Genomic DNA, 13,621 nt, shown 5'->3' with positions numbered 1-13,621 from the left:
CTCACCGTTGACCGACTCCCGAAGCCGAATTACTTTCGGCGAGCAATGCGGGTTTCCCCCCAGGTGCCCGATTTATCGCTCAACTACGGGAGTAGGGCCATGACCTCGCACGGCGCGGACGGAGCCGGTGGTGCCGACGCGCTGCTCACGGTCCTCGAACTGCTCGCCCGGCAGGCCCCGCCCGCCGGCTTCGACACCCTCCTCGACGAGGCCCGGGAGACCGGACTGACCGGCCCTGAACTCCACCGCCTGGAGCGGGCCGTGGAACTCGCCGGCGAGGTCCGCGCCGCACGCGCCCGCGACGCCCGCCGCGAGGCCGGACTCGCCACCCTCACCGACACCGCCCGCGACCTCACCCTCTCCTACGACCTCGACAGCCTGCTGCGGGTCATCACCCGCCGCGCCCGGCGGCTCCTCGGCCTCGACCTCGCCTATGTCACCCTGCGCGGCCCGCACGGCGCCTGCTACGTCCACACCACCGAAGGCTCCCGCGCCGCGACCGGCCCCGGCCCCCGCCTCACCCCCGGACTCCGGATCGCCGAGGGGTACGGACTCGGCGGCGCCGTCCAGCTCCACGGCGAACCCGTCTGGACCGCCGACTACCTCGCCGACGAGCGCTTCGCCCCCTCCGGCTCCCTCGACGCCGGCGTCCACGCCCCGGCCTTCGACGAGGCCGCCGAATCCGCCCTGCGCGCCGAGGGACTCCACGCCATCGTGGCCGCGCCGCTGCGCAGCGGCGACACCGTCATCGGCGCCCTCTACGGCGCGGACCGGCACGTCCGCCACCACACCCCGGACGAGATCGCGCTCCTCGCCGGGCTCGCCGACCTCGCCGCCCTCGCCGTCGAGAAGGCCGGCCTCCTCGACCGCACCCGCGCCGAGGTCTCCGAGCTGGAGCGGGACAGCTCCCGGGTCCGCACCAGCCTCACCCGGATGCGGCACGTCAGCGAGGCCCACGGCCGCATCATGAACCTGGTCCTCGCCGGCGGCGACCTGTGCAACGTGGCCAAGGCGGCCGCCGACGCCCTCGACGCCACCGTGCTGATCCGCGACCCCGGCGGCCGCACCCTCGCCACCGCCGGAGACATCCCCGGCCTCGACGAGGAGGCCGTCGCCAAGGCCTCCCTCGACGCCCACGCCCGCCGCCGCCCGGTCCTCGCCGCCGACGACACCTGGGTCGCTCCCGTCATCGCGGGCTCCGAGGACCTCGGCGGCCTCGTCATCCGCGCCGCCGGCGGCCTCACCGGCGAGGACGAACGCCTCCTCGAACTCGCCGCCCAGTCCGTCGCCTTCCTCCTCCTCATGCGCCGCTCCACGGCCGTCGCCGAAGGACCCGTCCGCGACGAACTCCTCGACGACCTCATCGCCGACCCGCCGCACGCCCCGCAGCAGATAGCCCAGCGCGCCCGCCGCCTCGGCGTCGAGCTGCGCAAGCCGCACGTCCTCGTGCTCGCCCGGCCCGAGGGCGGCGAACAGGGCCGGGCGGTCGTCTGGGCGTCCTCGTACGCGTACCGCCTCTCCGGCCTCAAGACCGTGCAGGGCGGCTGCATCGTGCTGCTGCTCCCCGGCATCGACGCCTCGGCCGCCGCCAAGGCCGTCGCCGCCGAACTGTCCCCGCTGCTCGGGCACCCCGTCTCCGTCGCCGCCGCGGGACCCGCCCAGAGCCCGGACGGCGTCGGACGCATGCACCAGGAGGCCGGCCGCTGCCTGGACGCCATGAGCGCCCTCGGCGGCACCGGGTCCGCGGCCTCCGTGCAGGACCTCGGCTTCCTCGGCCTGCTGCTCTCCGACGACAACGACGTCGACGGCTTCGTCGAGGCCGCGATCGGGCCCGTACTCGACTACGACGCCGAGCGGTTCACCGACCTCACCCACACCCTGGAGGCGTACTTCGCCTCCGGCGGCAGCCCCACGAACGCGGCCGAGGCGCTCCACGTCCACCCCAACACGGTCTCCCGCCGCCTGGAACGCATCGGGGAACTCCTCGGCCCGGAATGGCAGAAGCCCGGCCAGGTCCTGGAGGTCCAGCTGGCGCTGCGCCTCCAGCGCACCCGGGAGGTCCTGGCCCGCGGCCGCGGCCCCGCGGGACCGGCAGGACCCGCGGGACCCAACTGACCCGCCCCGGTCCTCAGCTCGCCGAGCGCCGCGAGGTGTAGCCCGTGTCGTACGCCGCGTCCCAGCCGCCGGCCATGACCGTCGCCGCGTGGGCCGCCGATGCCAGCGTGATGTGACGGTGCCAGCCGCGGAACGAACGGCCCACGAAGTCCCGCAGCCCCGCGCCCTCGCCGACCTCCGTGAAGTCCCGCTCCACCCGGCGGGCGAGCTTCGTGATCCGCACCAGCGACCCGACCGGGGAGTTCGTCAGATCGCTGATCCACACCCGGGCCGGGGCCCGCCGCGGGTCGTCCCACTCGCCGAGCAGCACCAGCGGACGCATCCGCTCCCCGCCCGGCGTGGGAAGCGCGACCCGCACGGCCGTCGCGAGCGAGGTCCGCGAGGTCCGCGCCCCCGCCACCGTGTCCACCCAGCTGACCGGCCTGCGCAGCCCCTTGAGCGACTCCAGGATCTGCACGGCGGACAGCGGACCCGCGCCGAAGCCCGGAAGGGAACGGTCGGCGATCGCGAGCCGCGAACCCGGGTTGATCCGGGCCACCACCGGCACGCCCGCCCCGGCGAGCCGCGTCAGGGCCGCCCGCCCCGCACCGCCCCGGATGTCGAGCAGCACCGGCTTGCGGGTGACGTCGGTCCAGCGGGCGGTGTCCAGCGCCGCCGCGACCGCGCACTCCTCAAGGGTCTCCTCGCCGGCCTCCTGCGGAACCTCCGCGCGGTCGCGCCGCGTACGGTCGTTCACCCAGGGATCCGGCAGGAACAGCCGCCAGTTGACGGGCACGCTCAGCTCGTCGCTCGCGAACCACACCCCGAACGCCTGCTGACCGTGGAAGACCTGCCCGCGCTCCGGGTCGAACCGGCGGTCCACGCCCACCGAGTGCTCCCCGGCCTTCGGGATCGGCATCGGCCGCACCACCCACGCCTGCGGGCAGCTGTTCCGCTCCAGGTACTTGGCGAGCGCGGCCCGCATGGGCTGCCAGTCCCAGGTGGAGCTGGACACGAAGTGGTGCAGGCTCTGCTCGGCCGCGGGACCGCCGATCTGCGCGGCGATGTTCCGGATCGACTTGCGGCCCTGCGCCGTGAGCAGACCGTGCAGGTACTGCTCGGCCTTCAGCCGCTGGTCGCGGCGCGGGAAGCCGGAGAACAGCGCGGCACACAGCTCGGCGTAGACGTCCTCGCGCGAATCGGCCGCGCCGCCGGAGGACCTGACGACGCCCAGGGGCACGGCCGGGGCGACGGCCCCGGTGGCGGCCCTGCGCTTGGTTGCGACGGATGTACTCACGACACTCCTGCCCGAAGGTTGCGCAGCTCCCTCCCGCTGCTCCACCACCCTCGCCCGCCCCCGCCCACCGGGACGAGGTGTACCCGGCACCCGAAATGGATTCCGGATGGTGGCCGGACCACCTCCCCCTCCGTCCGCGCAGGTCAGACACCCCGTCACCACCCGGTCACGGACCCCCGGCATGGGCTCCCCGGATACCCCGGAAACAGCCGGGCGATACCCCGCGGGGGGATCTGACAGACTCGCCGGCCCCGCTTTGACCCGTCGCACGGCGTGGCCGGACCATCGCAGAGCGAGGCTGCACGGGCCGGACCCCGGTTAATGCCCCAGGCCGGGGACCGCGCCTGTGCGCCTCGCCTCGCGCGTCCACCGCCCGGGCAGCCCCTTAACCTTGGGCGCATGGCGCTGCGGAGGGAACTGCCGGTCGTCGCGGTGATCGCCGCCGGCGGAGCCCTCGGCGCGTCCGCACGCTACGGCGCCTCGCTCGCCTGGCCCACGCCCGACGGCGCCTTCCCCTGGACGGTCCTCACCGTCAACGCGTCCGGCTGCGCGGTGCTCGGCGTCCTCATGGTCCTCCTCACCGAGACCACGACCGCCCCGCACCCGCTGCTCCGGCCCTTCCTCGGCACCGGCTTCTGCGGCGGGTTCACCACCTTCTCGACGTACAGCCTCGACACCCAGCGCCTGTTGAGCGCGGGCGACCCGACGCGAGGCCTCCTCTATCTGGGCGGGACCCTGCTCACCGCCCTCGCCGCCGTCGTGGCGGGCGTCACCGCCGCCCGGCTGCTCGTCCGGAGAGGGAGGCGGCACGCGTGAACTGGCTGCTCGTCGTGGCCGGGGCCGCCGTCGGCGCACCCCTGCGCTATCTCACCGACCGCGCGGTCCAGGCACGCCACGGCTCGGTCTTCCCGTGGGGCACCTTCGCCGTCAACGTCGCGGGCTCGTTCGTCCTCGGACTGCTGACCGGCGTCACCTCCGCGCAGGCCCACCTGCTGCTCGGCACGGGCCTGTGCGGCGCCCTCACCACGTACTCCACCTTCTCGTACGAGACGTTCCGGCTGTACGAGAACGGGGCGAAGGGCTACGCGGCGCTCAACGTGGCGGGGAGCCTGGCCGCCGGACTCGGAGCCGTATGGCTGGGAGTGGAGACGGCGGCCGGGCTCGGCTGACCTGCCGGCTCAGGCGGTGATCCAGTCGCTGGTCGCGATCACCGGCTGGACGCCCTGGCGGTGGATCGTGCCCTCGATCAGGCCGTACATCCGGTCGGCCGCGAAGTACACCTCGTTGTCGTTCTTCAGGCCGAACGGCTCCAGGTCCACCAGGAAGTGGTGCTTGTTCGGCAGGTTGAGCCGGACCTCGTTGACCGTGGAGACATGGTCGAGGACCCGGTCCGCCATCGCGTGCAGGGTCTGCTGCAGCGAGTAGCTGTACGTCTCCGCGAACGCCTCCAGCATGTGGCGCCGCACCTTCGCGTACGAGGCGTCCCAGTCGTGCTCCGCGTCGGCGGCCGCCGAGGCCGAGTTCGCCCAGCGGGCCGTCACCTTCGTCGCCAGGATCCGGTCGTAGGCCTCCTGGAGCGTCGTGTACTCGTCCTTGATGAAGCCGTGGAACTCGGAGTTCGTCGAGTTCATGACGGTCAGCTCCTTCAGGCCCGACAGGACCTGGAGGCCGGTGGTCTCCGAGTACGTGATCTGCGCGGTGCGGACCTCCTGGCCCTTGCGCGCGAAGGAGTGCTGCTCCTTGCGGCTCGGCACCGAGATCCGCTCCCAGGCGTACTCCTCGATCCGGATCTGCGCCTCGTGGATCACGGCCTGGGAGGACACGAAGTGCCGGGCGAGGTGGATGCCGAAGGCCTCGGGGGAGGCGACGCCGTGCTCCTTGGCGAAGGCGTAGACCGTGTTCTTGGTGGTGTCGGTCGGCAGGCAGTTGCCGTTGTCGCCGGTCAGATGGACGTCGCGGTACTCGCCGCGCAGGGCCACCGACACGTTCAGGTCGCGGATCTCGTGCCACGCGTCGTCGCTGCCCTTGCGGGTGACCGTGACGATGCGGTTCTCGGCCTTGCCGTACTGGTTCTGGGCGAGGACGTGCTTGCTCATGTGCTGCTCAGCTCCTGCGGGTACGTGGATACGGATATCCCGTACGCCCGGCGTCCAGCGCCCTCCGTCGTCCCTGGAGTCCGCTCCCCGCCGTCCGGTCCGTGAACGGCGGACCGCCCCGGGACTGACGAGCATCCCGGTCCGTAGGTGTCGGCTCGAAGATATGTCCGTTCCCGGTGGCTGGCAATGGGGAGGGCTTCGCGTAGAGGAAGCGTCAAGACGGGCATTCGCGGCGTTAGGGGCACGTCAACGGCGGCGGCGAGGTGGCCGAAACGCGTTTTCCTCATCTGGTCCGAGAATCCGTTCTTCCTTCTTCCTGCATCCGGGAGCTCACGATGGCCGACGTGGCCTTCGTCGTCACCACGATCGCGGTCTTCGCGCTGGTGGCCTTCATCGCCAAGGGGGTGGCCAAGCTGTGAGTGCCGAGAACATCGTCGGTCTGCTGGTCGCGGCCGCCCTGCTGGGCTATCTCGTCCTCGCCCTCGTCAAGCCGGAGAGGTTCTGAGGTTCCAGATGAGTCCCGTTCTCGCTGGAGTCCTCCAGCTTCTGGCGTTGATCGTCGCCCTGGGCCTGTCGTACCGACCGCTTGGCGACTACATGGCGAAGGTGTACTCCTCGGAGAAGCACCTGAAGCCGGAGAAGTGGATCTACCGGGCGATCGGTGCGGATCCGAACGTGGAGATGCGCTGGCCGGCCTACCTGCGCGGGGTTCTGGCCTTCTCCGCCGTGAGTGTGCTGTTCCTGTATCTGCTGCAGCGGGTGCAGGGTTCCCTGCCCGGTTCGCTGGGCTTCGTGTCGATCGACCCGGACCAGGCGTTCAACACGGCCGCTTCGTTCGTGGCCAACACCAACTGGCAGTCGTACTACGGCGAGCAGGCCATGGGCCACGTCGTGCAGACCGGCGGTCTGGCGGTGCAGAACTTCGTGTCGGCGGCGGTGGGGATCGCCGTGGCGGTGGCGCTTGTCCGGGGCTTCGCCCGGTCCCGTACCGGTGAACTGGGCAACTTCTGGGCCGACCTGGTCCGGGGGACGGTGCGGATCCTGCTGCCGATCGCGGTCGTGGGCGCCCTGGTGCTGGTGGCCTGCGGTGCGATCCAGAACTTCTCCGGGATCCACGAGGTCGGCCGGTTCACGGGCGGTACGCAGCAGTGGAACGGTGGGGCGGTGGCCTCGCAGGAGGTCATCAAGGAGCTGGGCACGAACGGCGGCGGCTACTTCAACGCCAACTCGGCCCACCCCTTCGAGAACCCCAACGGCCTCTCCAACCTCTTCGAGATCTACCTGATCCTCGTCATCCCGTACGCGCTGACGCGGACCTTCGGCCGGATGGTCGGCTCGCTGAAGCAGGGGTACGCGATCCTCGGCACGATGACGGCCATCTGGGTCGGGTTCACCGCGCTGATGATGTGGACCGAGTTCGCTCACCACGGCCCGGCCTTCGACCTCGCCGGCGGGGCGATGGAGGGCAAGGAGACCCGGTTCGGGATCGGCGGCTCGTCGATCTTCGCGGTGGCGACGACGCTGACGTCGACGGGTGCGGTGAACTCCTTCCACTCCTCGTACACGGGCTTCGGCGGCGGGATCACGATGCTGGGCATGCAGCTCGGCGAGATCGCGCCGGGCGGTGTCGGCTCCGGCCTGTACGGCATGCTGATCATGGCGGTCATCGCGGTGTTCATCGCCGGTCTGATGGTCGGCCGCACGCCCGAGTACCTCGGCAAGAAGATCGGCACCCGCGAGATCACGTTCGCGGCCTGCTACATCCTCGTCACCCCGGCCCTCGTGCTCTGCTTCACCGCCCTGGCCATGGCCCTGCCGACGCCGGCGGACTCGATGACCAACTCCGGCGCGCACGGCTTCTCCGAGATCCTCTACGCCTACACCTCGGGCGCCAACAACAACGGCTCCGCCTTCGCGGGTCTGAACGCCGACACCCAGTGGTTCAACACCACGATCGGCCTCGCGATGCTCCTCGGCCGGTTCCTGCCGATGGTGTTCGTGCTCGCGCTGGCCGGTTCGCTGGCCGAGCAGACGCCCGTACCGGAGACGGCGGGCACGCTGCGGACGGAGAAGCCGCTGTTCACCGGTCTCCTGCTCGGCACGATCGTGATCATCGCCGGTCTCACCTACTTCCCGGCCCTCGCCCTTGGCCCGCTCGCCGAAGGACTCGCAGCATGAGCACCCTCACTCCCACCCGGCCCCCGCAGGCGGGGGATTCCACCGGAAGGCCCGCCGGGACCGGACGCGTCGGCGGCGGGCTGTTCGACCCGAAGCAGCTGGTCACGTCCTTCCCCGACGCGGTCAGGAAGCTCGACCCGCGGGTGATGGTCAAGTCGCCGGTCATGTTCGTGGTTCTGGTCGGCTCGGTGGTCACCACCGTGCTCGCGGTGATGAACCCGGGGGACTGGTTCGGCTGGGCGATCACCGCCTGGCTGTGGCTGACCACGATCTTCGCCAACCTGGCGGAGGCGGTCGCCGAGGGCCGGGGCAAGGCCCAGGCCGACACCCTGCGCAAGGCCAAGACGGACACCGTCGCCCGCCGGATCACCGGCACGAACGAGGAGCGCGTCCCCGGCACCGAGCTGAAGATCGGTGACCTGGTGGTCTGCGAGGCCGGCGACATCATCCCCGGCGACGGTGACGTCGTCGAGGGCGTCGCGAGCGTCGACGAGTCGGCGATCACCGGCGAGTCCGCCCCCGTCATCCGCGAGTCCGGCGGCGACCGGTGCGCGGTCACCGGCGGTACGAAGGTGCTCTCGGACCGGGTCGTCATCAAGATCACGACGAAGCCGGGCGAGACGTTCATCGACCGGATGATCAACCTGGTCGAGGGCGCGGCACGGCAGAAGACGCCGAACGAGATCGCGCTCAACATCCTCCTCGCCTCGCTGACGATCGTCTTCCTGCTCGCCGTCGTCACCCTGAAGCCGTTCGCGATCTACGCGGGCGCCGACAAGCAGACCTCGATGATCGTGCTGACGGCCCTGCTGGTCTGTCTGATCCCGACCACGATCGGGGCGCTGCTCTCCGCGATCGGCATCGCCGGCATGGACCGGCTCGTGCAGCGCAACGTGCTCGCGATGTCCGGCCGGGCGGTCGAAGCCGCCGGCGACGTGTCGACCCTGCTGCTCGACAAGACGGGCACCATCACGCTCGGCAACCGGCAGGCCTCCGAGTTCGTCCCGGCCTCCGGGACGACGGCCGCCGAGGTCGCCGACGCCGCCCAGCTGTCCTCGCTCGCCGACGAGACGCCCGAGGGCCGCTCGATCGTCGTCCTCGCCAAGGAGAAGTACGGCCTGCGCGAGCGTCACCGGGGCGAGCTGGCGGGCGCGGAGTGGGTCGCCTTCACCGCCCAGACCCGCATGTCGGGCGTGGACGTGGACGGGCGCAAGGTCCGCAAGGGAGCGACCGGTTCGGTCGTGGCATGGGTGGAGGAACGCGGTGGCGAGGTCACCCAGGACGCCCGGGAACTCACCGACGCCATTGCGCAGGCTGGTGGCACGCCACTGCTTGTGGCGGTGGAGGACGCTGACGGGGCTCGGGTCCTCGGTGTCGTCCACCTGAAGGACGTGGTGAAGGAGGGCATGCGGGAGCGGTTCGACGAGCTGCGCCGCATGGGCATCAGGACGGTCATGATCACGGGTGACAACCCGCTGACCGCGAAGGCGATCGCCGAGGAGGCGGGTGTCGACGACTTCCTCGCCGAGGCCACGCCCGAGGACAAGATGGCCCTCATCAAGCGCGAGCAGGCCGGCGGCAAGCTCGTCGCGATGACCGGTGACGGCACGAACGACGCGCCCGCGCTCGCACAGGCCGACGTCGGTGTCGCGATGAACACGGGCACGTCGGCCGCGAAGGAGGCCGGCAACATGGTCGACCTCGACTCCAACCCGACCAAGCTCATCGAGATCGTCGAGATCGGCAAGCAACTCCTCATCACCCGCGGTGCGTTGACGACCTTCTCGATCGCCAACGACGTCGCGAAGTACTTCGCGATCATCCCCGCGATGTTCGCCGTCGCCTACCCGTCGCTCGACAGGCTCAACGTCATGGGCCTGGCCTCGCCGGAGTCCGCGATCCTCTCCGCCGTCGTCTTCAACGCGCTGATCATCGTGGCCCTGGTCCCGCTCGCCCTCAGGGGCGTGCGCTACCGGCCCTCCAGCGCCGACTCGATGCTGCGACGCAACCTCGGGATCTACGGCCTCGGCGGCCTGATCGCCCCGTTCGTCGGCATCAAGATCATCGACCTCCTCCTCTCCCTCGTCCCCGGAATCGGCTGATCACGATGAACAACTCCGTAGGAAACACCGGCCGTGTGCTCTGGGCGGGGCTGCGCGCCCTCCTCGTCCTGACCGTGATCTGCGGCGTCCTCTACCCGCTCGCCGTCACCGGCATCGCCCAGGCTGCCTTCCCGGGCAAGGCGAACGGTTCCGAGGTCAAGGACGCGAGCGGGAGGGTCGTCGGCTCGGAGCTGATCGGCCAGAGCTATCTCGCCGGCGACAAGCCGGACCTGAAGTGGTTCCAGCCCCGCCCCTCCAACGGTCTGGGCGCCAACAGCGTCAACACCCGGTACAAGCTGATCCTCTCCGGCGCCACCAACCGCTCCGGCGACAACGAGGACCTGATCACCTGGGTCAAGGACGCCAAGGCGGCCGTCGTCAAGGACAACTCCGTCCCCGGATACACGGTGAAGCCCTCCGACGTCCCCGCCGACGCCGTCACCTCCTCCGGCTCCGGCCTGGACCCGCACATCTCCCCGGCCTACGCCGAGCTCCAGGTCCACCGGGTCGCCGAGAAGAACCACCTCGCCGTCGCCCGGGTCGACAGGCTCGTCGCCGACCACACCGACGACCGCATCCTCGGCTTCATCGGCGAACCCCGCGTCAACGTCCTGGAACTCAACATCGCACTCAAGGAACTGATCGAGGGTCAATAGCTCAGGACCCGGGACTCGACCGTCGGAAGCCCCTTGACCCACCAGTGGTCGTAGCGGCGGTAGACGTGCGGGTCCCGGGCCGCGATCAGCCGGCCGAACGACTCGGCCTCGGCGGCGAGGGCCTCCCACACCCCGGCCGGGAGCGGGTGGAAGGCCGAGGCCTCGATCCCGCCCTCGACCGGCCGCCAGACCCCGGCCACGTACCCGTCGACGAGGAGCGTCGGGAGCGTGTCGCCGTTCACGCGGATGACGTGCTTGCGGTACTCGGGCGGGATGACCCGGCTGCGGTCCGCGTAGGCCAGCAGGACGTTGTCCCACATCGCCATCAGCCGGGGCGGCGCCGGGACGTCCTCGTCGGGCCGGACCGCTCCCGGTACGTCGTACAGCACGGTCCCGTCGGGCCCCACCAGGCGGTCGAGCCCGCCCTCCAGGGCCTTCACCGCCTCCCGTACCAGGCCGCGCGGGGCCGTCGTGAACTGCGCCATGTCGGGTACGGACGCGGGCCCGAAGCCCTCCAGATAGCGCCGGACCAGGGCCGCCAGGCCGGCGGCGGACGCCTCCGGGTCGCGGAGCACCGGCAGTTCGCTCGCCGTGACGAAGGCCTGCGCGGTGCCGAACGACCACGGCGGGCCGGTCGGCGCGTGCCACAGCGGGGCGTACTGCCGGACCATCCGCCAGACGACGTTCTCCACGGGCCCGCCCCGGCCCGCCTCGATGTGCTCCTTCAGCTCGGCCCCGGTCCGCGCGCTCCCGGCGTACGCCAGGAGGCCCGGCAGCAGCGCGTCGGCGTCGGCCGCCGTGAACCCCGCCTTCGTGAACCGGGGATCGTGCAGCCGCGAACCGCGCAGCGTCGGCTCCATGCCCTCCCGGAAGGCCCGGTAGTCCTCGGCGTGCACCAGGTGCAGCGTGAGCCGCATCAGCGTCGACCTGACCAGCTCGAAGCCGCTCACGGCCCCGTCGAGACGGTCCGGGTCGAAGCCGGCGACCCTGTTCCACAGCGCCACGTACGGCGAGCCGGGATGCTGCGCCTGGAGGCCCACCACCCGCCGTACCGCGTCCGCGACGCCGACCGGCGCCCGCTCCAGGAGCGACTGCCGATGGAGGGTGGAGCGGTTGAGGGCTCGCGCGGTGATGACCATGGCGCGATTCTCCCTCCCCGCCCCCATGGGTACGCAACGTAATGTCATGGCCATGGGATCTGCGTCGCCGTACCTGCCGACCGCCCGCGCCCGTCCGGGGAACGGGACACGGCGACGGCTCCCTCAAGGCCCCTGGGCGGCCGGAACCGGGGCGCGGCCCTCACCGCCCTCTGCTTCCTCGTCTGCGCCGCCCTCTCCCCGGACCGACACCCCCTCGCCACGGCCGCCGCACTCATCCCCGACGGCGCCACGGTCGAGGCCGACAACACCATCGCGCCCCGCCTGACCGCCCGTACGGACGTGGTCATCGCCGACCGGACACCGCGCGGCGCCGATTGGGTGCTCCTGCGGACGAACGACCGCACCTTCCCCTTCGCCTCCACCGACGAACAGCGACAGCGGATCGACCTCCTCCTCGCCCACGGCTACACGGAGGTCTGGCACCGGGACGGCACGGTCCTCCTCCACCGCACCACCCCCACCCCCGTCCCCGGCGCACACCGTCCGGGCCCCGACAGCACCCCGGTCCGCGAGGCCGTCCCGGAGGACGTGGGCGCGAACCTGCTGCTGCGGTAGGGGGACCCGCCGAGGAGCAGGAGGAGACAATCGTGGCCATGTGGAGACGGAGCAAACGGCACCAGGCCCAACAGCCCACCCCGGCCGCGCGGATGACCGCCGCGCTCACCGAGAACATGCCGAAGGCCGGGGACTTCGGCCACGAGGCCGTCCAGCGGCTCGGCCATCCCGTTCCGCTGCTCGTGCAGAACGACGGCGACGCGCTCCTCGAACTCTGGCTGGAGCCCTTCGGGCAGGACTACTGGCTGCGCCCCGGGGAGGCCGTCAGGGTGACCTCGTACGGGCGCTGGGACGACCACCCCTTCGAGACCGCGCACGAGCCGGGACGCATCACGGTCTGGGCCACGTCCTTCTTCGCCACGGTCACCGACGCCGACGGCAACGAAGTTCCCGGCGCCCATCAGCGGCCCGAGGGGAAGTACGTGCCGTAGCGCGGCCCGGTTTCCCGACGCCGCCGGTTCACCCGGGCCACGTCCGCGGGTCACGCGGTCCTCACCCGCGCTCGTGAGCATCGGCGCATGACCTTCCTGCCTCGGGCCACGCGCCCGGCCACCGTCGGCTCCGCCGTCGCCCTCGCCGCCGCCGCCGCCCTGCTCGCCCCGACCACGCCGGCGTACGCCGCGGCCAACGCCGTCCCGACGTACGAGGTGAAGATCAACCTCACCGCGGCGGCCCTCGACGCGAGCTTCGCCCCGAGCACGGCGGTCAAGTCGGCCTTCGGCATCACCGGTTCGGCCAAGGCCCGCTCGTACAGCTACTACGACACCGACGCGCTCGCGCTCGACGCCCAGGGCTGGAGCGTCCGCCTGCGCCACAAGAGCGGCTCGTCGTTCGAGGAGACGTACAAGAAGCGCTTCCCGGTGACGAACGGCGACATCGACGCCGCCCTCACCACGGCCAACGCCGCCGGCTTCGACAGCGGCGACACCAACTACGACGCCGAGGTCGACTGGGGATACGCCAAGCAGACCCTCAGCTTCTCCACCGAGAAGTCCCACAGCTCCAGCGGCTACTCCGGCACCGCCATGCCGACGAGCACCACCGGCCGCACCTGGCTCGTCAACGACATCCCCGGCAAGCTGGAGAACTGGAACAGCACCGGCTGGGGCAGGACCACCCTCCAGGCCTCCCGCGCCCACGGGCCGGTCACCGCCAAGGTGTACGGGGGCGCCTGGGGCCCCTCCGACGACGCGAGCATCGAGGTGCTGCCCGTCGTCGGCGCGAACGGGACGGGCACGGAGTACGTCGTCGAGCTGTCCTTCAAGACCGACTCGTACGCCGACGCGGCCGACCTGCACGCGGACGCCGTCGCCGTCGCCGAGGCCAACGGCTGGCTGCACCACGGCGACATCCTCAAGACGCAGCTCATCCTCGACCGGTACTGAGTGAGGTGCGGGGAGGCGCGCGTTCACCCAGGACTCGCCCGGACGTCGCGAACACGTCGCTCCGTGTTGCGCGAAGGACTGGACCATGAGGCCGCCCT

General features: G+C 71.4%; 14 protein-coding genes. 11 read left to right on the top strand and 3 right to left on the bottom strand.

The window, feature by feature from the left end:
• The first annotated feature begins 99 nt into the window (after positions 1 to 99).
• Entirely contained in the window at positions 100 to 2,115 is a 2,016-nt protein-coding gene (locus tag AB5J54_RS14420) for a helix-turn-helix domain-containing protein (protein WP_369144316.1), read from the top strand.
• 13 nt (positions 2,116 to 2,128) lie between these two features.
• Here the strand turns inward: AB5J54_RS14420 and AB5J54_RS14415 are convergent, their stop codons facing one another.
• On the bottom strand, positions 2,129 to 3,391 hold the full coding sequence (locus tag AB5J54_RS14415; protein ID WP_369144315.1) for an IS701 family transposase: 1,263 nt from the start codon (positions 3,389 to 3,391) through the stop codon (positions 2,129 to 2,131).
• A 399-nt stretch (positions 3,392 to 3,790) separates the two neighbouring features.
• Between AB5J54_RS14415 and crcB (AB5J54_RS14410) the strand changes: the two genes are divergently transcribed.
• A complete protein-coding gene (crcB, locus tag AB5J54_RS14410; protein WP_369144314.1) occupies positions 3,791 to 4,207 on the top strand; it encodes a fluoride efflux transporter CrcB in 417 nt (138 codons plus the stop codon).
• Positions 4,204 to 4,560 (top strand): fluoride efflux transporter CrcB, encoded by a 357-nt coding sequence (crcB, locus tag AB5J54_RS14405; protein ID WP_369144313.1) that lies wholly within the window; start codon positions 4,204 to 4,206, stop codon positions 4,558 to 4,560. Before crcB (AB5J54_RS14410) ends, crcB (AB5J54_RS14405) begins: the two co-directional genes overlap by 4 nt.
• A 9-nt stretch (positions 4,561 to 4,569) precedes the next feature.
• On the opposite strand, the gene pucL is transcribed toward crcB (AB5J54_RS14405), so the two are convergent.
• Complete coding sequence (gene pucL, locus AB5J54_RS14400) at positions 4,570 to 5,487, bottom strand: factor-independent urate hydroxylase (protein WP_369144312.1); 918 nt, start codon at positions 5,485 to 5,487, stop codon at positions 4,570 to 4,572.
• Positions 5,488 to 5,750: 263 nt separating this feature from the next.
• On the opposite strand from pucL, the gene AB5J54_RS14395 reads away from it, so the two are divergent.
• The 5 genes from AB5J54_RS14395 to AB5J54_RS14375 are packed head-to-tail and all read left to right on the top strand — an operon-like array spanning position 5,751 to position 10,423.
• Entirely contained in the window at positions 5,751 to 5,906 is a 156-nt protein-coding gene (locus AB5J54_RS14395) for a hypothetical protein (protein WP_369144311.1), read from the top strand.
• Positions 5,903 to 5,992 carry a K(+)-transporting ATPase subunit F gene (kdpF, locus tag AB5J54_RS14390; RefSeq protein WP_033204243.1) on the top strand — a complete coding sequence of 30 codons (90 nt, stop codon included), beginning with the start codon at positions 5,903 to 5,905 and terminating at the stop codon, positions 5,990 to 5,992. The genes AB5J54_RS14395 and kdpF overlap by 4 nt, the downstream gene beginning before the upstream one ends.
• Before the next feature lie 8 nt (positions 5,993 to 6,000).
• On the top strand, positions 6,001 to 7,665 hold the full coding sequence (gene kdpA / locus AB5J54_RS14385) for a potassium-transporting ATPase subunit KdpA (protein WP_369144310.1): 1,665 nt from the start codon (positions 6,001 to 6,003) through the stop codon (positions 7,663 to 7,665).
• Positions 7,662 to 9,767 carry a potassium-transporting ATPase subunit KdpB gene (gene kdpB, locus AB5J54_RS14380; RefSeq protein WP_369144309.1) on the top strand — a complete coding sequence of 702 codons (2,106 nt, stop codon included), beginning with the start codon at positions 7,662 to 7,664 and terminating at the stop codon, positions 9,765 to 9,767. The genes kdpA and kdpB overlap by 4 nt, the downstream gene beginning before the upstream one ends.
• 5 nt (positions 9,768 to 9,772) lie before the next feature.
• The gene (locus AB5J54_RS14375; protein WP_369144308.1) at positions 9,773 to 10,423 is read left to right on the top strand and encodes a potassium-transporting ATPase subunit C; all 651 of its coding nucleotides are present in this window, start codon (positions 9,773 to 9,775) and stop codon (positions 10,421 to 10,423) included.
• On the opposite strand, the gene AB5J54_RS14370 is transcribed toward AB5J54_RS14375, so the two are convergent.
• Entirely contained in the window at positions 10,417 to 11,562 is a 1,146-nt protein-coding gene (locus tag AB5J54_RS14370; protein WP_369144307.1) for a winged helix DNA-binding domain-containing protein, read from the bottom strand. The genes AB5J54_RS14375 and AB5J54_RS14370 overlap by 7 nt on opposite strands.
• A 300-nt stretch (positions 11,563 to 11,862) precedes the next feature.
• Between AB5J54_RS14370 and AB5J54_RS14365 the strand changes: the two genes are divergently transcribed.
• From AB5J54_RS14365 to AB5J54_RS14355, 3 genes are all read left to right on the top strand, one after another.
• Positions 11,863 to 12,138, top strand: a complete 276-nt coding sequence (locus tag AB5J54_RS14365; protein WP_369144306.1) for a hypothetical protein — start codon at positions 11,863 to 11,865, stop codon at positions 12,136 to 12,138.
• Between the two features lie 32 nt (positions 12,139 to 12,170).
• On the top strand, positions 12,171 to 12,569 hold the full coding sequence (locus tag AB5J54_RS14360) for a hypothetical protein (protein ID WP_369144305.1): 399 nt from the start codon (positions 12,171 to 12,173) through the stop codon (positions 12,567 to 12,569).
• A gap of 87 nt (positions 12,570 to 12,656) precedes the next feature.
• Positions 12,657 to 13,523, top strand: a complete 867-nt coding sequence (locus AB5J54_RS14355; protein WP_369144304.1) for a hypothetical protein — start codon at positions 12,657 to 12,659, stop codon at positions 13,521 to 13,523.
• The last annotated feature ends 98 nt before the right edge of the window (positions 13,524 to 13,621 follow it).

Source organism: Streptomyces sp. R44, assembly GCF_041053105.1.
Lineage (GTDB): Bacteria > Actinomycetota > Actinomycetes > Streptomycetales > Streptomycetaceae > Streptomyces.
This window is presented reverse-complemented; position numbering and strand designations above follow the sequence as displayed.

Bases quoted from the DNA above. Each gene is read 5' to 3' on its own strand.
- AB5J54_RS14355 (WP_369144304.1), top strand. From the start codon at position 12,657: ATGACCTTCCTGCCTCGGGCCACGCGCCCGGCCACCGTCGGCTCCGCC.
- crcB (WP_369144314.1), top strand. From the start codon at position 3,791: ATGGCGCTGCGGAGGGAACTGCCGGTCGTCGCGGTGATCGCCGCCGGC.
- pucL (WP_369144312.1), bottom strand. From the start codon at position 5,487: ATGAGCAAGCACGTCCTCGCCCAGAACCAGTACGGCAAGGCCGAGAAC.
- kdpB (WP_369144309.1), top strand. From the start codon at position 7,662: ATGAGCACCCTCACTCCCACCCGGCCCCCGCAGGCGGGGGATTCCACC.
- AB5J54_RS14375 (WP_369144308.1), top strand. From the start codon at position 9,773: ATGAACAACTCCGTAGGAAACACCGGCCGTGTGCTCTGGGCGGGGCTG.
- AB5J54_RS14420 (WP_369144316.1), top strand. From the start codon at position 100: ATGACCTCGCACGGCGCGGACGGAGCCGGTGGTGCCGACGCGCTGCTC.
- kdpA (WP_369144310.1), top strand. From the start codon at position 6,001: ATGAGTCCCGTTCTCGCTGGAGTCCTCCAGCTTCTGGCGTTGATCGTC.
- AB5J54_RS14370 (WP_369144307.1), bottom strand. From the start codon at position 11,562: ATGGTCATCACCGCGCGAGCCCTCAACCGCTCCACCCTCCATCGGCAG.